The sequence below is a fragment of the Pseudomonas sp. R32 genome, from assembly GCF_009866705.1.
Taxonomy (GTDB): domain Bacteria; phylum Pseudomonadota; class Gammaproteobacteria; order Pseudomonadales; family Pseudomonadaceae; genus Aquipseudomonas; species Aquipseudomonas donghuensis.
In genome coordinates this window covers 2,576,826-2,597,001 of record NZ_CP019396.1, presented here as the reverse complement: position 1 = coordinate 2,597,001, position 20,176 = coordinate 2,576,826, and the positions used below count along the sequence as shown (strand labels likewise).

At 65.0% G+C, this 20,176-nt stretch carries 16 protein-coding genes and 2 riboswitches; of the genes, 8 read left to right on the top strand and 8 right to left on the bottom strand.

The annotated features are described in order from the left end of the window. Nucleotides 1-3,762, bottom strand: a complete 3,762-nt coding sequence (gene cobN, locus PspR32_RS12090; protein ID WP_159388535.1) for a cobaltochelatase subunit CobN — start codon at nt 3,760-3,762, stop codon at nt 1-3. Nucleotides 3,763-3,765: 3 nt separating this feature from the next. Further along, nucleotides 3,766-4,833, bottom strand: a complete 1,068-nt coding sequence (cobW, locus tag PspR32_RS12085) for a cobalamin biosynthesis protein CobW (RefSeq protein ID WP_010222033.1) — start codon at nt 4,831-4,833, stop codon at nt 3,766-3,768. Nucleotides 4,834-4,929: 96 nt separating this feature from the next. Next, a riboswitch (cobalamin riboswitch) is annotated at nt 4,930-5,127 on the bottom strand. Between the two features lie 59 nt (nt 5,128-5,186). Continuing rightward, nucleotides 5,187-5,415, top strand: a riboswitch (cobalamin riboswitch). 98 nt (nt 5,416-5,513) lie between these two features. On the opposite strand from cobW, the gene PspR32_RS12080 reads away from it, so the two are divergent. The 6 genes from PspR32_RS12080 to PspR32_RS12055 all read left to right on the top strand — a co-directional run bounded on the left by PspR32_RS12080 (nt 5,514) and on the right by PspR32_RS12055 (nt 8,653). After that, entirely contained in the window at nt 5,514-5,699 is a 186-nt protein-coding gene (locus PspR32_RS12080) for a CbtB domain-containing protein (protein WP_010222032.1), read from the top strand. 11 nt (nt 5,700-5,710) lie between these two features. After that, nucleotides 5,711-6,403, top strand: coding sequence for a CbtA family protein (locus tag PspR32_RS12075; RefSeq protein WP_159388534.1), 693 nt, complete (start codon nt 5,711-5,713; stop codon nt 6,401-6,403). Between the two features lie 2 nt (nt 6,404-6,405). Beyond that, the gene (locus PspR32_RS12070) at nt 6,406-6,807 is read left to right on the top strand and encodes a cobalamin biosynthesis protein (RefSeq protein WP_159388533.1); all 402 of its coding nucleotides are present in this window, start codon (nt 6,406-6,408) and stop codon (nt 6,805-6,807) included. Nucleotides 6,808-6,834: 27 nt separating this feature from the next. Next, on the top strand, nt 6,835-7,581 hold the full coding sequence (gene cobM / locus PspR32_RS12065; RefSeq protein WP_159388532.1) for a precorrin-4 C(11)-methyltransferase: 747 nt from the start codon (nt 6,835-6,837) through the stop codon (nt 7,579-7,581). 43 nt (nt 7,582-7,624) lie between these two features. Further along, complete coding sequence (locus PspR32_RS12060; protein ID WP_036995828.1) at nt 7,625-7,870, top strand: DUF1272 domain-containing protein; 246 nt, start codon at nt 7,625-7,627, stop codon at nt 7,868-7,870. Between the two features lie 117 nt (nt 7,871-7,987). Then, complete coding sequence (locus PspR32_RS12055) at nt 7,988-8,653, top strand: TenA family protein (protein WP_159388531.1); 666 nt, start codon at nt 7,988-7,990, stop codon at nt 8,651-8,653. Nucleotides 8,654-8,673: 20 nt separating this feature from the next. Here the strand turns inward: PspR32_RS12055 and PspR32_RS12050 are convergent, their stop codons facing one another. Both PspR32_RS12050 and PspR32_RS12045 read right to left on the bottom strand, forming a co-directional pair. Continuing rightward, complete coding sequence (locus tag PspR32_RS12050) at nt 8,674-9,588, bottom strand: site-specific integrase (protein ID WP_010222025.1); 915 nt, start codon at nt 9,586-9,588, stop codon at nt 8,674-8,676. 181 nt (nt 9,589-9,769) lie between these two features. Beyond that, entirely contained in the window at nt 9,770-10,573 is an 804-nt protein-coding gene (locus tag PspR32_RS12045; protein ID WP_159388530.1) for a hypothetical protein, read from the bottom strand. 120 nt (nt 10,574-10,693) lie between these two features. Between PspR32_RS12045 and PspR32_RS12040 the strand changes: the two genes are divergently transcribed. After that, nucleotides 10,694-11,341, top strand: coding sequence for a DUF1345 domain-containing protein (locus PspR32_RS12040; RefSeq protein ID WP_036995830.1), 648 nt, complete (start codon nt 10,694-10,696; stop codon nt 11,339-11,341). Here PspR32_RS12040 and PspR32_RS12035 read toward each other — a convergent pair. Beyond that, a complete protein-coding gene (locus tag PspR32_RS12035) occupies nt 11,267-12,523 on the bottom strand; it encodes a pyridoxal phosphate-dependent aminotransferase (RefSeq protein WP_010222022.1) in 1,257 nt (418 codons plus the stop codon). The genes PspR32_RS12040 and PspR32_RS12035 overlap by 75 nt on opposite strands. A 308-nt stretch (nt 12,524-12,831) precedes the next feature. Here PspR32_RS12035 and PspR32_RS12030 point away from each other — a divergent pair, with 308 nt between their 5' ends. Next, a complete protein-coding gene (locus PspR32_RS12030) occupies nt 12,832-13,092 on the top strand; it encodes a DUF1652 domain-containing protein (RefSeq protein ID WP_010222021.1) in 261 nt (86 codons plus the stop codon). Here PspR32_RS12030 and PspR32_RS12025 read toward each other — a convergent pair whose 3' ends face one another. The 3 genes from PspR32_RS12025 to PspR32_RS12015 all read right to left on the bottom strand — a co-directional run bounded on the left by PspR32_RS12025 (nt 13,093) and on the right by PspR32_RS12015 (nt 20,058). Continuing rightward, entirely contained in the window at nt 13,093-15,177 is a 2,085-nt protein-coding gene (locus PspR32_RS12025; protein WP_159388529.1) for a putative bifunctional diguanylate cyclase/phosphodiesterase, read from the bottom strand. 286 nt (nt 15,178-15,463) lie between these two features. Further along, a complete protein-coding gene (locus PspR32_RS12020) occupies nt 15,464-16,954 on the bottom strand; it encodes an efflux transporter outer membrane subunit (protein WP_159388528.1) in 1,491 nt (496 codons plus the stop codon). After that, nucleotides 16,951-20,058 carry an efflux RND transporter permease subunit gene (locus PspR32_RS12015; RefSeq protein ID WP_159388527.1) on the bottom strand — a complete coding sequence of 1,036 codons (3,108 nt, stop codon included), beginning with the start codon at nt 20,056-20,058 and terminating at the stop codon, nt 16,951-16,953. The genes PspR32_RS12020 and PspR32_RS12015 overlap by 4 nt, the downstream gene beginning before the upstream one ends. Between the last annotated feature and the right edge of the window lie 118 nt (nt 20,059-20,176).

Here is a 20,176-nt window from a genome sequence, read left to right as displayed (position 1 = left end):
TCAATTCTCTTCTTCGCCGTCCAGCAGCTGTTCTTCCAGGGCTTCGCGGTACTCGCCGGGCTCCTGCCAGAGCCCGCGCTGCTGGGCTTCGAGCAGGCGCTCGGTGATGTCGCGCAGCGCCTCGGGGTTGTGCTGGCGGATAAAGTCGCGGGTCGGGCCATCGAGCACATAGGCGTCGGCCAGCGACTGGTAATGGTGGTCGTCGATCAGGTGCGTGGTGGCATCGAACGCGAACAGGTTATCGACGGTGGCGGCCAGCTCGAAGGCACCTTTGTAGCCGTGGCGCTTGGCCCCGTCGATCCACTTGGGGTTCAGCGCCCGGGCACGGATCACCCGGTTGAGCTCTTCCTTGAGGGTGCGGATGCGTGGCCGGTCGGGCTGGCTGTGATCGCCGTGGTAGCTGGCAACGTTGTTGCCGCTCAGGCTTTCCACGGCGGCGAGCATGCCACCCTGAAACTGGTAGTAGTCGTTGGAGTCGAGCAGGTCGTGCTCGTGGTTGTCCTGGTTCTGCACCACCGCCTGCACCTGGCTCAGGCGCCGGGCAAAATGCGCGCGCGCCGGCGTGCCGTCATCGGCTGCACCATAGGCATAGCCACCGTGATTGAGGTAGACCTCGGCCAGGTCCTGGCGCTCGTTCCACAGGCGCCCGTCGATGGCATTCTGCACACCCGCGCCATAGGCGCCCGGCTTGGCCCCGAACACCCGCCAGCCGGCCTGACGGCCCGCCTGTTCGGCGTCCAGGCCCTGGGCCAGCAACTCGGCGCGCTCGCTGCGCACCTTGGCCGCCAGGGGGTTGAGGTCATCCGGCTCATCCAGCGCCGCCACCGCCTGCACAGCAGCATCGAACAGTTTGATCAGGTTGCCGAAGGCATCGCGGAAGAACCCCGACACCCGCAAGGTGACGTCCACCCGGGGGCGGTCGAGCAGGCTCAAGGGCAGGATCTCGAAATCGTCGACGCGCTGGCTGCCGCTGGCCCATACCGGCCGCACGCCAAGCAGGGCCATGGCCTGGGCAATATCGTCGCCGCCGGTGCGCATGGTCGCCGTGCCCCACACTGACAGGCCCAGCTGGCGCAGGTGATCGCCATGGTCCTGCAGGTGACGCTCGAGAATCAGGTTGGCCGAGGCAAAGCCGATGCGCCAGGCGGTGGTGGTCGGCAAGTTGCGCACATCGACGGTATAAAAGTTGCGCCCGGTCGGCAGCACGTCCAGGCGCCCGCGACTCGGTGCGCCACTCGGGCCAGCGGGCACGAAGCGCCCGTCCAGGGCCGCGAGCAGGCCATGCATTTCTGCCGGGCCACAGCCATCCAGTTGCGGTGCGACCTGATGCTCCAGCGCCTCGACAATGGCCTGCACCTGCACCCATTCGGGGCCGCCGGCAAGCTGCACGCTGCCATCGAGGGTCTGCTCGATCAGCTGGCTGGCATACCGCTCCAGGCGCTCGCGGGTATCGCCTGCGGTACGCCACAACGCCGCATCGAGGTCGGCCAGCAGCGCCGGGCGCGGGCCCTGCCAGGGCTGGCCAAGGTCGCAATCGAGCGGATCGAAGCCCAGCTTCAGCGCCCTGGCCAAGGCCCGCAACAGGCTACCGTTGGCCCCGCGCCCATCGCCCCGCTCAACCCGCAACAGGGCCAGCAAGGTGTCGATGCGCAGGCGTCCGCTCGGGGACTCGCCGAACACATGCAGGCCATCGCGGATCTGCGACTCCTTGAGGTCGCACAGGTAGGTGTCCAGGCGCGGCAGCCACACCGCGGCATCGTCCAGCGCGCCTTCGATCTGCAGTTCACGGTCGATATGGTTGTCGCGTACCAGCGCGAGGATATCGCGCTGCAACTCCCGAGCCCGGCGCGGGTCGAGCAGTTGCGCCTCGTAGTACTCGTCGGCCAGCAGCTCCAGGTTGCGCAATGGCCCATAGGTTTCGGCGCGGGTCAGCGGCGGCATCAGGTGGTCGATGATCACCGCCTGGGTGCGCCGCTTGGCCTGGGCACCCTCGCCCGGATCATTGACGATAAACGGGTAGATGTTCGGCAGCGGCCCGAGCAAGGCGTCCGGCCAGCAGCTGTCGGACAGGCCGACGCCTTTGCCGGGCAGCCATTCCAGGTTGCCGTGCTTGCCGACATGGATCAGCGCATCGGCGGCAAAGCCGTGACGCAGCCAGAAGTAGAACGCCAGGTAGCCGTGCGGCGGCACCAGGTCGGGGTCGTGGTAAACCGCGCTCTGGTCCAACTGGTAACCCCGTGCCGGCTGGATGCCGACGAAGGTCAGGCCGTAGCGCAGACCGGCGATCATCATCCGCCCGCTGCGGAACATCGGGTCCTGGCTCGGCTCGCCCCAGCGCTCGCGCACAGCCATCTGGTTGGCCTCGGGCAAAGCGGCAAAAGCCGCCAGGTAATCGTCCAGGGCCATGCTCTGCATGCACGGGCGCAGGTCAAGGCTGTCCAGGTCGTTGCTGACGCCGCCGAGCAGGGCCTGGATCAGCGCCGTGCCGCTGTCGGGCAAGGGTGCCACGGGATAGCCCTGAGCCTGCAAGGCGCGCAGGATGTTCAGCGCGGCGGCCGGGGTGTCGAGACCCACGCCGTTGCCAATGCGGCCATCGCGGGTCGGGTAGTTGGCGAGGATCAGCGCCACGCGTTTCTGCGCGTTGGGTAGCTGTGCCAGGTCGCACCAACGCCGCGCAAGCTCGGCGACAAAGTCCATGCGCTCGGGCTGGGCCCGGTAGCAAACCACATCGGACTGGCTGCGCTCACTGCGCCAGGCCAGGTCCTTGAAGCTGATCGGCCGGGTGATGATGCGCCCGTCCAGCTCCGGCAAGGCGATGTGCATGGCCAGGTCGCGGGCGCCCAGGCCTTGCTCGCTGGCCTGCCAGGCCGGCTCGTTGTCCTGGGCGCAGATCGCCTGCAACACCGGGATATCGCGGCGGAACGGGCGCAGGTGCGGCTGCTCGGGGCTGGACTGGGCAAAGCCTGTGGTGTTGATGATCAGCGCCGCGTCAACCTGGTCCAGCCAATCCTCGACCTGTTGCAGGCAACCTGCCTCCTTGAGGCTGGCCACGGCAATCGGCAAGGGGTTGAGGCCGGCCCGTTGCAAGCGCTGGCAAAAGGTATCGATAAAGGCAGTGTTGGCCGCCTGCAGGTGCGAGCGGTAGAACAGGATCGGCACCACCGGCTGCTCGACCTGCCACTCGTCGAACCAGTCCTCCAGCACCGCAGCGGCCTTGCGCGGGTGATACACCGCAGTGCGCGGCAGCTGCTGCGGCTCGCTCCAGGGGTAGTCGCCCTGCAGGTACTGGCTGGCCAGGCAATTGAACAGGTTCAAGGCGTTGGCCTTGCCGCCCTGGCGCAAAAAGTGCCAGAGCCGTTCGGCCTGCTCGGCCGGCACCGTGCTCAGGCGGGTCAGTTCCGGGTCCGGCCGGTCGTCGCCCGGCACCAGGATCAGTTGCACGCCACGGGCGGTCAGTTCCAGCAGTTGCTCGACACCATAGCGCCAGTAACCGACGCCGCCGTGCAGCGACACCAGGATGACCTTGGCATGGCGTAGCACCTGGTCGACATACAGGTCGACCGAGGCGTGATTCTGGACCTGCATCGGGTTGGCCAGACGCAGGCTGGGGAACGCCTCGGGCAGCTGCTGGGCGGTTTCGGCCAGCAGCGCCAGGTGCGAGTCACCGCTGCAGAGGATTACCAGCTCGGCCGGGGTCTGGCCGAGGTCGGCAATACTGTCGTCCGGTACAAAGCCACCGGGCTGGGTCCGCAGCAGGTGCATGGGTCAAGCGCCCAGAGCGGCGCGCAGGCGCGCTTCCAGTTGTGCCGCATCCAGTTCCTGGCCGATCAGCACCAGGCGTGTGGTGCGTGGCTCTTCGCTGCGCCAGGCGCGGTCGAAGTGCCTGTCGAAACGGGTCCCCACGCCCTGGATCAGCAGGCGCATCGGCTTGCCCGGGATCGCCGCGAAGCCCTTGACCCGCAGGATGCCGTGCTGCACGACCAACTGGGTCAGGGCATCGAGCAACAGGCTTTCGTCGGCTTGCGGCAGCTCGATGGAGATCGAGTCAAAGGCGTCGTGGTCATGGTCGTCGTGATCGTCGCCATCGTGGTGCGAATCATGGTGAGTACGGCGGCCATCGATGTGCGCCTCGGACTCGGCGCCCAGGCCCAGCAGCACCTCCAGCGGCAGGCGGCCGCTGCTGGCTTCGATCACCTTGACTGCCGGTGGCAGCTCTTCTTCGACTTCGGCGCGCACCTTGGCCAGGTCACCGGCGGCAATCAGGTCGGCCTTGTTCAGCACCACCAGGTCGGCGCTGGCCAATTGGTCGGCGAACAGCTCATGCAACGGCGATTCATGGTCCAGGTTGGGGTCGAGCTTGCGCTGGGCATCGACCTGCTCCGGGTAGGCGGCAAAGGTGCCAGCGGCGACGGCCGGGCTGTCGACCACGGTGATCACCGCGTCGACGGTGCAGGCGTTGCGAATCTCCGGCCACTGGAAGGCTTGCACCAAGGGCTTGGGCAGGGCCAGGCCGCTGGTTTCGATGAGGATATGGTCCAGATCGCCACGGCGGGCCACCAGCTCGCGCATCACCGGGAAGAATTCTTCCTGCACGGTGCAGCACAGGCAGCCGTTGGCCAGCTCATAGACGCGGCCGTTGGCTTCTTCTTCGGTGCAGCCGATGCTGCACTGCTTGAGGATTTCGCCGTCGATGCCCAGTTCGCCAAACTCGTTGACGATCACCGCGATGCGCCGCCCCTGGGCGTTGTCGAGCATATGCCGCAGCAGCGTGGTCTTGCCCGAGCCGAGGAAGCCGGTAACGATAGTGACGGGGAGTTTGGCCAGTGTTTTCATGTCGATGCCCTTGGCAGGATGGCGGGCATGCGGGACGAGCGCCAACGGTGTCACGCACCTGGCCTGTTCGCCACCGGATCACCCCGCCCGGTTGAATGTCGGAAACTGTCCGAGGCAGGTCTCCTGGCTTGCATTGCACCGGCGCCCGGGCCAGTCGAACGACGCCTTCCCGCAGGGTTGCAGTGGCTGTGTCGAACGCTTCAATGCTTACAGTTGCGGGGGCAGCCGCGGCTTGAACCGCGTTCCCGTCTTAGCTTCGGCCAGCGCCGAAGAACCTCGAAGCGGCTAGGCTACGCAGTGCCCGGTGAGCGGTCAACTGCTGTCACGATTGACGCCTGCCCGCGCCCGTGATTTGCTAAGGCCATTCGATTGGGTGCCCCTTGAGGGTGAAACTGGGAAACCGGTGCGTCATATGCTTCTTTATTGAGGCGCATGACAAGTCCGGTGCTGCCCCCGCAACGGTAAGTGAGAAAAGCGTCAGAACCACTGTGCCTGCTGTTTGGCATGGGAAGGTGACGCCTGTGGTGTGGCCACCTGCCCACCCTCACCAGCCCGGAGACCGGCCCAACGTTTGACTGAACAAACCCGCGGTGGGCGGGCGCTGTTGCAACCCCTGGGCGAACCTCGTGCAGGGGTTTGCTGCGCTTGCCTGTTGCCGACAACACCAAGAGGAAAGCGCCATGCGTACCAGTACCGTCAGTAATGAAGCCGTTACCCCTTCAAGCCTCAGCCAGCGCCTGCTGGTTGCCGTCGGTGCCTCGCTGCTGGGCCTGTGCCTGGTGTACTTCGCCGGTTTCTCGCACATCGAAGCAGTGCACAACGCCGCCCACGATACCCGCCACAGCGCCGCCTTCCCTTGCCATTGAGTGCTGCCCCGATGATCAAGCGTATTGCCAGTACCGCAGGCTTTACCGGCCTGCTGGCCGCCCTGCTGCTGACCCTGCTGCAAAGCTTCTGGGTCGCGCCGCTGATTCTCCAGGCGGAAACCTATGAAAGCACCGCGCCTGCGGTCGAGGCGCCCCATGAACATGCCGCCGGTACCGCCGAGCATCATCACGACAGCGAAGCCTGGTCGCCGGAAGACGGCTGGCAGCGAGTGCTGTCGACCACCGGCGGCAACCTGGTGGTGGCGGTCGGTTTCGCCCTGATCCTCGCCGCGCTCTACACCCTGCGCGCACCGAAGACCGTGATCAGCGGCGCGCTCTGGGGCCTGGGCGGCTTTGCCGTGTTCTGCCTGGCGCCGACCCTGGGCCTGCCCCCGGAGCTACCGGGTACTGCTGCCGCCGACCTGGCCCAGCGCCAAGCCTGGTGGGTCGGCACGGCTGCCGCCACCGCCGTGGGCCTCGCCTTGATCGTATTCGCCCACAACTGGCTGCTGAAGATAGTCGGTGCAGTGTTGCTGGTAGTCCCGCATGTGCTTGGCGCGCCACAGCCCGAAGTCCACCAGATGCTCGCCCCAGAAGCCCTGGAAGCCGAGTTCAAGGTCGCCTCGCTGCTGACCAACGCCGCGTTCTGGCTGGCCCTGGGCCTGATCAGCGCCTGGCTGTATCGCCGTTCGAGCCAGCCCTGAGGATGCAGCTGTACCTCGGCCTGGGTTGCCGTCGCGGCTGCCCGGTCGACGCCCTGAGCGCCCTGCTCACGCGTACTCTGCTCGCCCATGACCTGCCGCCCGGCGCGGTCGTGGGCCTGGCCAGCATTGACCTCAAGCGCGACGAACCCGGCCTGCATGAACTGGCCCGGCGCCTGGACGTGCCGCTGGTGTTTTTCAGCGCGGCGCAACTGGCCGCCTTCGAACAGCGCCTGAGCCACCGCTCGGCCGTGGCCTACCAGCACAGCGGTTGTTACGGCGTCGCCGAAAGCGCCGCCCTGGCCCTGGCCGAACAGCTCGGCAGCCCGGCCCGCCTGCGGGTACCGCGCAGCCTGCAGGCCGACGCCAGCCTGGCATTGGCCTGCGCCACCGATTTTCGCCGATAATCGGCACTTTCCCAGCAAGGACTCTCCATGACCGTCTATTTCATCGGCGCCGGCCCCGGCGATCCGGAGCTGATCACTGTCAAGGGCCAGCGCCTGATCCATCGCTGCCCGGTGATCATCTACGCCGGCTCCCTGGTCCCGGCCGCAGTGCTGGAAGGCCACCGCGCCGAGACGCTCATCAACAGCGCCGAACTGCACCTGGCGCAGATCATCGACGCGATCAAGCGCGCCCATGACCAGGGCCAGGACGTGGCGCGGGTGCACAGCGGCGACCCGAGTCTGTATGGCGCGATCGGCGAGCAGATCCGCTACCTGCGCGAGCTGGGCATTCCCTACGAGATTGTCCCCGGCGTCACCGCCGCCGCGGCCAGCGCCGCCCTGCTCGGCTGCGAACTGACCTTGCCGGGCATCGCCCAGAGCGTGATCCTCACCCGCTACGCCGACAAGTCACCGATGCCGGCCGGCGAGCAACTGGCCGATCTTGCCCGCCACCAGACCACCCTGGCGGTGCACCTGGGGGTCAAACACCTGGCGAGGATCGTCGAAGAACTGCGCCCGCACTACGGCGATGACTGCCCGATCGCCGTGGTGCACCGGGCGACCTGGCCGGACCAGGACTGGGTGCTGGGCACCCTGGAGACAATTGTCGAGTTGGCGGCGGCCAAGGATTTTCGCCGTACCGCGCTGATTCTGGTAGGCCGGGTGCTGGGCAACGATACCTTCTCGGAGTCGGCGCTGTACCGCGCCGGCCACGCCCACCTGTATCGGCCCTGAGCGTATACACTGACGATTTCCCCCTGCCTGCGAGGACCTGAGCATGCTCGAACTGCGCCCGAACTGTGAATGCTGTGGCTCTGATTTACCCGGCGATAGCCCGGATGCGTTGATCTGCTCGTTCGAATGTACCTTCTGCCGTGATTGCGACGAGCGTCAGCTCAAGGGCCAGTGCCCCAATTGCGGCGGTGAACTGGTCAAGCGCCCGGCCCGCTCGGCGGCCAAACTGGTGAACAACCCGGCGTCGACCCAGCGCATCGTCAAGGAACAGGGCTGCCCGACACATTGAGGTGAGCCTGATTGGCAAGGCATGGCCTTGTATCGCCGGCAAGGCCGGCGCCCACAGGATCGGCAAGCACCGACGTCCTGGCCTTGCTGTATGGATTCGACCACCAAGGGGTAAACCATGGATATCTTCGAGCGCCTGAAACAGGCCGCCAGCGCCGATTGGCACAGCTATGTCGAGCACGACTTCGTTCGCCAGATGGGTGCCGGCACCCTGGCGCAGCCAGCGTTTCGCACGTACCTGGTGCAGGATTACCTGTTCCTGATCCAGTTCGCCCGCTCCTGGGCCCTGGCCGCCTACAAGAGCCGCACCCTCGCCGATATCCGCGCCGCCCAGGCAGGGCTGGCGGCGATCCTCGACGAAACCGAGCTGCACGTGCGCCTGTGCGAGCGCTGGGGGCTGTCGCCCGCGGACCTCGCGGCGACCCCAGAGCACCAGGCCACGGTAGCCTATACCCGCTTCGTGCTGGACTGCGGCGCCGCCGGCGACCTTCTAGACCTGCACATAGCCTTGGCGCCGTGCGTGATCGGCTACGCCGAGATTGGCCGCAACCTGACGCCGAACGGTGTCCTGGCGCTGGGCGATCATCCTTATCGCGAATGGATTGGCGAGTACGCCGGTGCCGGTTACCAGGGCGTGGCCACCGCTGCCCGCGCGCATCTGGATGAGCTGGCGGCCCGGACCATGACCGAACGGCGATTCGAGGAACTGGTCAAGGTCTTCGCCCAGGCCTCGCGGCTGGAAGCGGACTTCTGGCAGATGGGGCTGGAGGCGGCTGGGCAGTAATCTAGAAGCAACTCCACAGGTCAGTAATCGTAGCGATCCACCGCCCTGCGCCGCTCGTTGTCATCGCGCATGTCGTAGTTGGCGGTGGTCTGGATGTTGGTGTGGTGGGCAAGCTTTTGCGCGATCGACAGGTCATGCTCCTCGATCACCCGGGTGATGAACGAGCGGCGAAAATCGTGGGGCATGATCTTTACCCCGACCTGGGTGCCGCGCTGGCGGGCGATGTAGTAGATCGCGTGCTTGGTGATGCGCTCGCGGGTAATGTGGCTGCCACGGCGGATCCGGTTGAACAGGAACTCATCGTCGGCCTGCCCTTCAGGCAACTGCTCGCGGCGAAACGCCAGCCAGGCGTTGAGCTTTTCAAAGGCCCAGGGCGGTGCGTACTTGATCAGTTGCTTGTTGCCCTTGCCCAGCACCTGCAGGCTGCGCTCATCAAAGTCCACCTGGCTCAAGGTCAGGTTGACCGACTCGGACTTGCGCATGCCGGTGCCATACAACAAGGCAATCACCGCCGCATCGCGCAGGCCCTGGGGCCGCGGGTCGGCGGCGCAGGCGTCCATCAGTTCGCGGATCAGGCTGCGCTTGAGGTTGCGCCCGACCGGCAATCGAGCGCCTTGGGTTGGCTTGACCGTGCGGATCTTGAGCAATTGCTCCTGGCTGATCAGGCTCAGGCGCCAGGCCTCGTTCATCACCCCGCGCACCGCGTTGACGTAAAGCGACGAGGTGTTCGGCGCATAGCCGTCGGCGCGCAAGGCCGCTACCAGCGCGGTGACATGCCCGGGCTCAAGCTGGTGCCAGGGCACCTCGGCGATGTCGCAATCCTCGAAGCCCAGGCGGTCGGCGGCATCCTGGAGGATGTACTTCATGGTCAGCTGGCTGGACGGCGCCAGGCGGGCGAGGTATTGCAGCAAGGGGTTTTGCAGTGAATCGGACAAACCGGGAATCCTGTAGAGCGCAACAGAGGTCAGGGGCTTGCAACGGGCCAGTCTGACTCGTGACAGCGCCGCGGCCACTGACCTGCATCACGATCAGGTCTTTGATTGGCAAGTCTTTTTGGCCACGGCAAGAATCCCGATAGTACCTCATCGACACCCTTGGAATCGATTGAGGGCAATTTCATGGCACCGGCTCATCCAGGTACAACTGCACGGTCTCCGGGGTCAGCGACAGGACTTCATGGGTCAAGCCGTCGTAATCGGTCTCGCCCCGCTCCAGGTAGCCATCGCGGCGCTTGACGATGTACGGCACATAGCCGCGCGGTTTACCGGTGTCGGTATCGATCATCTGCAGGCGCTTGCCGTACAGCGGCACAGGCTCGATCTGCGGTACCAGGGGCGGACGACCGGCATCCACCTGGTAGGGAACCCACTCCGGCAGCCGGTCGCGGTGCTTGGCCACTTCGCTGAGTACCTGGGCGACCGGCAGTTGCATGGTTTTCGAGTAGTAGGCGTTGTAGGGGAAGGCGGTGATGCTCAGCTTGCAGGGGATGCTGGTCTTGCCCGCCAGCAGGCGATGGATTGCCGGCTTGAGCAGCTCCGTCTCGGTGCTGCGGTCCGGGGTGGTCTTGTTGAAACGTGCCCAGACCACATAGTTGTAGCCCCGGACTTCGGAGATGCCCTCGAAGTCCACCCCGCCGCCCAGGTTGTAGATCATGGCATGACCGACGGTGAAGTCCTGGTCGTCATCCAGGGCGCACTTGAGCCACTCACCGATCTGCCCGTCGCCGGTGTGCCGTTTGAACAGGCTGACAATCTCTTCATCGCTGCGAAAGCGCAGGTAGTAGGAGCCGTCGTGATAGGTGAACGAACTGAATTCCAGCGGCATCGATTCGATGCCATGGCTGCAACCGCCGAGCGACAGGGCAGCGCCCAGGGCGCAAGCGGCCAGGCGTAGAGAGGGGGCAAACAAAGGCGGCGTCATCCATGAGCATACAAGGCGCGCAAGAATGCCCAAGGCCACGCCTGCCAGCAAGCATTTCCGTGTCCGGTGGCCGAGGCGATGGGCTACAGTTGCCCAGATACCCTCCCGACCTGAGGCCCCATGGCTTTCCATCGACTGACCCGCACCCACCCGCGCCTGAGTTTTTCTGCCGTTGTCGGCAGCCTGAGCGGCTGGCTGATCCCGGCCGATGGCCTGGTTCAGCACATCCTCACCGGCTGGAACATCGGGGTCTGGCTGTACCTGCTGCTGGTGCTGTGGCTGACGCTGCGCGCAAGCCCCGAGAAGGTGCGCGAAGTGGCCTGCATCGAGGATGAAAACGCGGGGCTGGTGCTGTTCACCGTCAGCATCGCGGCAATCGCCAGCCTCGCCGCAGTGACCCTGCAACTGGCCGCCAGCCGTGGTCTTGTCGGCGGCTCGCAGATGCTGCACTACGTTTATACCGGCTTCACCGTCGCCGGCTCCTGGCTGATGATCGGCATGATTTTCAGCCTGCACTACGCCAGGCTGTTCTACACCGCCGGCAGCAAGGAGCCGCTACTGCGCTTTGCCGATGGCGAGCTGAACCCCGATTACTGGGATTTTCATTACTTCTCCTTCACCCTCAACGTCGCCGTGCAAACCTCGGACGTGGGCGTGGCCGACCGGCAGATGCGCCGCATCGTCCTGGCCCATTCACTGGTAGGTTTTGTTTTCAACACCGCGATTCTGGGTTTTACCATCAATATTGCCGCCGGCCTGCTGAACTGACGGCACGCCTTCGAGCACCTCGGCGGCGCAGCGGGCAATGCGCTGGCAGGCCTGCTCCAGGCGCTCGCTGTCGAGCACCAGGCCAAAACGCAGGTGCCCGGCGGCGCTGGGGCCGAAGGCATCGCCGGCCAGCACCGATACCCCATGTTCCTCCAGCAGGCGCTCGGCAAAAGCCTGGGCACCCATGCCGGTCTCGCGGATATCGACCATCACGAACATGCCGCCATCGGGCTTGTGCACGCGGATGCCCGGGCAGCCTTCAAGGCTGGCGCAGACCCGGTCACGCCGCTCGCGGTAGGTGTCGCGCATTTGCCGCACCTCGGGCAGGTCTTGCTCAAGGGCCACCTGGGCGGCGTTCTGGATAAAGTCCGGCAGGCCATAGAGCATGCACAGGGCCAGGTTACTCAAGTGCTCGGTCAACAGCTGCGGGCCGATTACCCAACCGACCCGCCAACCGGACATGGCATGAGACTTGGACAGGCTGTTGATGGTCGCGCTGCGCTCGGCCATGCCCGGCAGGCTGGCCGGGCTGAAATGCTTGCCCTCAAACAGCAGCTCGCTGTAGACCTCATCGGAGATCAGCCACAAGTCATGTTTGATGCACAGGTGCGCCAGGCGCTGCCAGGTGGCCTTGGGCAGGCTGGCGCCGGAGGGGTTGTGCGGGCTGTTGAGCAGCAAGGCGCGCGTGCGCGGGGTAATCAGCCGAGCGACATCATCGGCGTCGACCCGAAAGCCCTGCTCCGGGCGCACCGGCACCGGTACCACCCTGGCTGCGCAGGCGCCAAACACCGCCTCGTAGGTCACGTACATGGGCTCGGCGACGATCACCTCATCGCCCGGGTCGAACAGGCACTGGGCCACGCCATACAGCGCACATTGCGCCCCGGCCAGCACCACCACTTCCAGCGGGTCGACCGGCTGCCCGCTATGACGGGTGTGGTGAGCGGCAATGGCACTGCGCAAGGCTTCGCTGCCGCGCACATCGGAATAATGGGTATGGCCGGCGCGCAGGCTGTCGATGGCGGCATCGACAATCGGCTGAGGGGTATCGAAATCCGGGTCGCCAATCGACAGCAGGATGATGTCCCGGCCCTGGCCTTGCAGTTCGACGGCACGGTAGTGGATGTTCCAGGCTGCAGCACCGTCACCGGCGATACGTTGGGTGAGCGCGGAATAACGCATGGACGGTCTCCTTGACTGAACCCGGACGCGCCATTGGTCTGAAACTCCCTGGCAAGCATCCCAGCCGACTGCCGGTAAAAATAGCAGAACAGCGCAACAGCACGCGGTGAAATATTGCCGGCAAACGTTTGCCGGGAAAGGGAAAGTGTCCGCCCTGCCCTCCAGTGAGCGTGACCTGGATCAAACAATCGGAAAACCGTCATGATCGGCGCCGGACACTGGCGCCAGTGATGCTATGTTTAGGTTTCCCGTCGGGTCCCACCGACCCACCCACTCTTGCGTGAGGTTCACCGTACACGGAGGCCGGCATGAACAAGCTGACGTTCCCCAACGCCTGCCAGATGATGCGCTGGCATTTTCATCCGCTGGGCTTCGAGGCCAGCATGGACGCCCCGCGCAGCATGGTGGCGCGCCTGTTCGACCGGGCCACCGGCGAAACCTTGCTGGCGGTTGCCGGCATTCCCTGTGCCACGCTGATGCCTGCGGCTGACGTCGAACGCATCATCGAGGCGGTGGAGGCGGAACTCGACGCCTTCCAGACCTCCTGCAACCTGCGCGCCGCCGGCTGATCAGCTGGCGGCCAGGGGCTCGCGCCCTCGCTCGATATCGGCAATGAAGCGCTCGGCCGGCTGTGGCTGGCCGAGCAGATACCCTTGCAACGAGTCACACCCCAGCCGGGTCAGGAAACTCTGCTGGCGATCGGTCTCGACCCCTTCGGCAACAATCCGCAAGCCCAATGCCTGGCCCAGGGCGACGATTGCCGAGACGATGGCGGCATCGTCGCTGTCCTGCTCCAGGTCGCGAACAAAGCCTCGGTCGATCTTCAGCTCGTTGGCCGGCAGGCGCTTGAGGTACATCAGGCTCGAATAGCCGGTACCGAAGTCGTCAATGGACAGGTCCACGCCCATGTCCGATAGCCGCTGCAGCACCTGCATGCTGGCATCGGCGTCGCGCATGGCGGTGGTTTCGGTGATTTCCAGGGTCAGGCTGTTGGCCGGCAACTGATGCCGCGCCAGCACCTTGGCCACACTCTCGACCAGCCCTGTGTGACAGAACTGGATGGCCGAAAGGTTCACGGCGATGCGCCAGTTGCTGTGGCCTTGATCGATCCAGATGCGCATCTGCCGGCAGGCCTCGTCCAGCACCCATTCGCCGATCGGGATGATCAGCCCGGTCTTCTCCGCCTGGACGATAAAGCGGTCCGGCAGCATCAGGCCATGCTGCGGGTGCTCCCAGCGCAGCAGTGCCTCGGCGCCGATAGGCTGGCAGTTGTGGGCATCGAACTTGGGCTGGTAATACAGGCAGAACTGCCCCTGCTCCAGGGCCACGCGCAAATCCTGCAGCAGTTGCAGTTGCAGGCGCGCGTTGCTGTTCATCGACACGTCGAAGAAGCTGTAGCCGTTCTTGCCGGCGCTCTTGGCGTGGTACATGGCCGCGTCGGCGTTGCGCAGCAGCTCATGCTGGTCGATGCCATTGCCCGGGTACAGGACGATACCGATGCTCGCCGAAATCTGCAGGCTCTGCTCGGCGACGCGAAAGCTGCGCGAAATCAGGTTGACCTGCTTGGCCGCCACACCCACGGCGTCATCGGCTTCCTGCAAGTCGACCAGCAGCACGAACTCATCGCCGCCGATTCGCGCCAGGGTATCCTGGCTGTGCAGATGGCCGCGCAGGCGCAGGGCGACTTCCTTGAGCAACTGGTCGCCCATATGGTGGCCGAAGGCGTCGTTGACCGGCTTGAAGCCGTCCAGGTCGATGAACATCAGGGCGAAACAACCACCCTGCTCGGCCACCTTGCTGATCGCCTGCTCGATACGGTCGGCCAGCAGCGTACGGTTCGGCAGGCCGGTGAGCGTGTCATGCAGGGCCAGTTGGGTCAGTTCCTGGTTGGCCAGGGTCAGCGAGCGCGCAAGCTCGGCTGTACGGGCTTCCAGGCGGGCATCCAGTACCGAGGTCAGCAAGGCTGCGGCCAGCACCGCCAGGGTAGTGATCAGCACCAGGTAATCCAGGCCGTTGCCACTCAGGCCCTTGCCCAGCGCTGCGCAGTAGCTGCCTTCAGGGAAGTTCGCCGCGGCCATGCCGGTGTAATGCATGCCGACGATCGCCATGCCCATGATGATCGCCGCGCCGCCACGAATCTGCCGCACGTACAGGGTTTGCTGGCGCAGGCGGAAGGCGATCCACAACGCTGCCGCCGAAGCACCGACTGCAATCAGCAACGAGGCGCTGAACAGCGTGGGGTCGTAGTCGATGCCCGGCGCCATGCGCAGCGCCGCCATCCCGGTGTAGTGCATGCAACTGATGCCGCTGCCCATGATCAGCGCACCGAACCCCAGTTGCAGCCAGGGCAAGGTCGGCTGGCTGACCAGCCACAGGGCAAAGCCCGACGACAGCCCGGCGATCAGCAGCGACAACAGGGTCAGGGTAATGTCATAGCCCAGCTCGATCGGCAGGCTCAGGGCGAGCATGCCGATAAAGTGCATCGACCAGATTCCGGTCCCCATGGCCAGGGCCCCGCCGCAGATCCACAGGTACACCGCACGGCCCTTGGCGGTGGTGATCCGGCCGGTCAGGTCCAGAGCGGTATACGAAGCAAGGATGGCCACACACAGCGAAATCAATACCAGCGAAGAGGAATAACTACCGATCAGCATGAGGCCTTCCACAACCCGTAGGCCGGGCACTGGCAAGGCCCGGGTAAAAGCCGATGATTGTACTCAACCTTTGGCGAAACGCACGGAGTTTTCGGTGGAAGATGGCAATAGCGAATCATCGCTATCTCAGGCAATTTCTAGAATATAAACTTCATATAAAACAATGCCTTAATAGATATAGTTAAAGTCATATAACGACAAACAGTGCAATCTGCACCGGAAGCTTCTAATCCGAATAGATAACCTTAACAAATCTATCTATCTGCTTGTTTTATAACACTTTATATCAATCACTTTGTTCAGAAAACGCTGCCTGTGAGTCCCACCCACCGCCCAACGCCGCGATCAACTGCACGCTGGCCACCAGCCGTCCCTGCAGCAGGTTGAGCACGCTGCGCTCGTTGCTCAGGGCGGTGGTCTGCACGTTGACCACGTCCAGGTAGGCAATCAGCCCGGCCTTGTACTGGTTGTTGGTCAGGCGCAGGGATTCGCGGGCCGAGGCCAGGGCTTCGCTGCGCACCCGCGCTTCGTCCTCAAAGACCTTGAGCTGCACCAGGTAGTTTTCCACTTCCTTGAAGCCGTCGAGCACAGTCTGGCGGTACTGGGCCACGGTCTGGTCGTAGACCGCTTCGCTGCGATCGACTTCGGCGGCGCGCTGGCCGCCGTCAAACAGGGTCATGGCCAGTTGCGGGCCGACCGACCAGAAGCGGTTCGGCAGGCTGATCCAGTCGCTGAAACTGCTGCTGCTGTAGCCGCCGCTCATGCTCAGGGTCAGGTCCGGAAAGTAGGCGGCGCGGGCCACGCCGATGCTGGCGTTGGCCGACATCACGTTGCGCTCGGCCTTGGCGATGTCCGGGCGGCGCTCAAGCAACTGCGAGGGCAAGGCCACTGGCACCTGCGGCAGCGCCGGGATGGCCTTGCTGTCGGCCAGGGCGAACTCGGCCGGCGTCTTGCCCAGCAGCACGGCGATGGCGTTTTCCAATTGCGCGCGCTGCCACACCAGGTCGATCAGGTCGGCCTGGGTGCTTTTCAGCTGGGTCTGCGCCTGGGCTACCGCGTCCTTGCCCGAGACCCCGGCACGGTACTGGTTCTCGGTCATCTTCAGCGAACGCTCGTAAGCCTCGACCGTCGCCTCGAGCAGGCGTTTCTGCTCGTCGATCACCCGCAACTGCAGGTAATTCTGCACCAGCTCCGATTGCAGGCTCAGGCGGATCGCCGCCATGTCGGCGAGGCTGGCCTCGGCGCTGGCCTGGTTGGCGGCCAGGCCGTCACGCAGCTTGCCCCACAGATCGGCTTCCCAGCTCACCCCCAACTGGGTGCTGTAGGTGTTGCGGATGCCGCTGCTGTTATTGCTCAGGCTCGAGCTTGAGCTGCCGGTGCCCTGGCTGGAGCGGGTCTTGCCGGCCGACAGGTCGAGGCTTGGGAACAGTGCGCCACGGGCGCTGCGCACCAGGGCCTGGGCCTGACGGTACTGGGCGGCATATTGGGCGACGGTCTGGTTGCTGGCATTGAGCTGCTCGACCAGGCCATTGAGCTGGGCATCGCCGTACAACTCCCACCAGGCACCGCGGGCGATGGCGTCCGAGGGGTTGGCTTGGGTCCAGCCTTCGGCGTGCTTGAACGCTACCGGCGCCGGGGTTTCCGGCCGGTGGTAGTCCGGGCTCAGGGTGCAGGCGCTGAGCATTGCCAGGCTCAGCGCGCAGGCCAGCAGGCGCGAGCCGCGGGCGGCCAGCAACGGCTGCAGCGAACGGTCGGAAAGAAACGGACGTCGGGTCATAGCGGGGTTTCCAAAGCAGCATCGGTACGCACGCCGCGCCAGTGGTTGAAGCGATGGCGCAGGCGGTCCAGATAGAGGTAGACCACCGGGGTGGTGTAAAGCGTGAGGATCTGGCTGAAGACCAGCCCGCCGATGATGGTCAGGCCCAGCGGTTGACGCATCTCGGCGCCCTCGGCATGGCTGAGCAGCAGCGGCAAGGCGCCAAGGATGGCCGCCAGGGTGGTCATCAGGATCGGCCGCAGACGCAGCAGGCAGGCGCGGCGGATCGATGCCTCCGGGCTCAGCTGCTCATGGCGCTCCAGCTGCAGGGCCAGGTCGATCATCATGATTGCGTTCTTTTTCACCACGCCGATCAGCAGGAACAGCCCGAGCAGGGAAATCAGACTGAACTCGCTGCCGACCACGTAGAGCGTGAGCAAGGCCCCTACCCCGGCCGATGGCAAGGTCGAGAGGATGGTCAGGGGGTGAATGTAGCTTTCGTAGAGAATGCCCAGCACCAGGTATACCGCCAGCAAGGCACCGAGGATCATGAACGGCTGGCCCTTCTGACTTTCGGCGAAGGCGTCACCGGTGCCGCCGAGCTTGGCGATCACGTCCTCGGGCAGGCCGACCTTGGCCACCGCCCGCTCGACCGCGGCCATGGCCTGGTCCTGGCTGTAGCCTTCGGCGATGTCGAAGTTGATGCTCTCGGAGGCGAACTGGCCCTCGTGGCTGACGCGGTCGTCGGCCAGGCTGTTCTCGTAATGGGCGAAGGTGGCCAGCGGCACCCGGGTGCCGTCGGCGGTAATCACCTGCACCTGCTCCAGGGTCCGCGGGTCCTGGGCGTACTTGGGGTTGATCTCCATCACCACCTGGTACTGGTTGAGGCTGTCGTAGATGGTCGAGATCTGCCGCTGGCTGTAGGCGTTGTTGAGCACCGAGGTGACCATGCTCATGTCGATGCCCAGGCGTTTGGCCTGTTCGCGGTCGACCACCAGGGTGATCTGCTGGGTACCGCCGCCCTCGCGGGCGTCGATGGCGGTCAGCTCCGGCAGGGCCTTGAACGCAGCGACCACCTTCGGGTACCACTCGCGCAGGGCCGACAGCTCGCTGCTTTGCAGGGTGTAGAGGAACTGCGAGCTGCTCTGGTCGCGGCCACCGCCGAACTGCAGGTCCTGGTCGGCCATCAGGAACAGCCGTCCGCCGGGCACCTTGGGCAGCTCTTTGCGCAGGCGCTCGATGATCTTCTGCGCCGACACCTTGCGCTCGCTGATCGGCTTGAGGCGCACCAGCACCATGGCGTTGTTGGTGCCGCTGTTGCCGCCGATGAAGCCGGCCACGCTTTGCACCGCAGGGTCAGCGAGCAAGGCGCGGCGGTAGATTTCCATCTTCGGCTGCATTACCTGGAACGACAGGCCGTCGTCACCACGGACAAAGCCTATCAACTGGCCGGTGTCCTGCTGCGGCAGGAAGGTCTTGGGCACCATCACATACAGGGCGATGTTGACCGCGATGGTCACCAACAGGCTCAGCAGGGTCAGGCGCCGATGGCGCATGACCCAGTCCAGGCTGCGCCCATAACCGGCCATCATGCGTTGGTTGAGCTGCTCGCTCCAGCGTTGCAGGCGGGTCTGCTCGCCCTCCGGCTGGGCCTTGAGCCAGCGCGCGCAGAGCATCGGCGTGAGGGTCAGGGACACCAGCAACGACACCAGGATCGCCACCGCCAGGGTGATGGAGAATTCGCGAAACAGCGAACCGACGATGCCGCCCATGAACAGGATCGAGACAAACACCACCACCAGCGACAGGTTCATCGACAGCAGGGTGAAGCCGACTTCCTTGGAGCCCAGGTACGCGGCGCGCATCGGCGGCACGCCCTCGTCGATATGCCGGGAGATGTTCTCCAGCACCACGATGGCATCGTCGACCACCAGGCCCGTGGCGAGGATCAGGGCCATCAGCGACAGGTTGTTCAGCGAGAAGCCGCACAAGTACATGACCGCGAAGGTGCCAACCAGCGACACCGGCACCGCCAGGGTCGGGATCAGCGAGGCGCGCAGGTTGCCAAGGAACAGGAACACCACCAGGATCACCAGCACCACGGCGATGATCAGGGTGTGCTCGGCTTCCTTGAGGGTCGCCTTGATCACCGGCGAGCGGTCCATGGCCACGTCCAGCTTGACGCTGGCGGGCATCAGCGACTCCAGGGCCGGCAGTTGCTCCTTGATCCTGTTCACGGTCTCGATGATGTTGGCGCCGGTCTGACGGTTGATCACCAGCAACACCGCGTCCTGGTCATTGAAAAAGCCGCTGTTGTAGCGGTTCTCCACCGCGTCGCTGACCTTGGCCACATGGCTCAGGCGCAGCACCGCGCCGTCCTGGTAGCGAATCACCAGGGGCTCGTAGTCCTTGGCCTTCTCCAGTTGGTCGTTGGCCTGCACCTGCCAGTTGCGCTGGCCGTCCTCGATAAAGCCCTTGGGCCGGCGCTGGTTGGCATTGGCGATGGTCTGACGCACGTCATCGAGGGCCACGCCATACTGGTTGAGCAACTGCGGTTCGAGCTCGACGCGCACCGCTGGCAGCGAACTGCCGCCGATCTGCACCTCCCCTACCCCCGGCACCTGGGACAGGCTCTGGGACAGGATGGTCGAGGCGAGATCGTACAACTGGCCCTTTTGCAGCACGCTGGACGTCAGCGCCAGGACCATGATCGGCGCTTGCGACGGATTGTATTTCTTGTAGGTCGGCATGCTGCGCATGCCGCTGGGCAGCAGGTTGCGCGAGGCATTGATCGCCGCTTGCACTTCACGCGCCGCCGCGTCGATGTCACGGCCCTGGTCGAAGCCGAGGATCACCCGGGTCGAGCCCTGGCTAGAGCTGCTGGTCAGGGTGTTGACCCCGGAGATGGCGCCCATGGAGCGTTCCAGCGGCGTGGCCACGGTCGAGGCCATGACCTCGGGGCTGGCGCCCGGCAGGTTGGCCTGGACGACGATGACCGGGAATTCGATCTGCGGCAACGGCGCCACCGGCAACAGGCCGAAACTGACGCCACCGAGCAGCATGATCGCCAGGCTCAGCAGCATCGTCGCCACTGGGCGGGCGATGAAAGGCGCGGACAGGTTCATGGACGGTAGCTCCAAGCTGCAAGCTTCAAGCTGCAAGCAGTTTGAGGTGACCTCTGCAACTGCGGTCCTACACCAGACCACTTGCAGCTTGTAGCTTGCAGCTTGTAGCTGGCGCCGA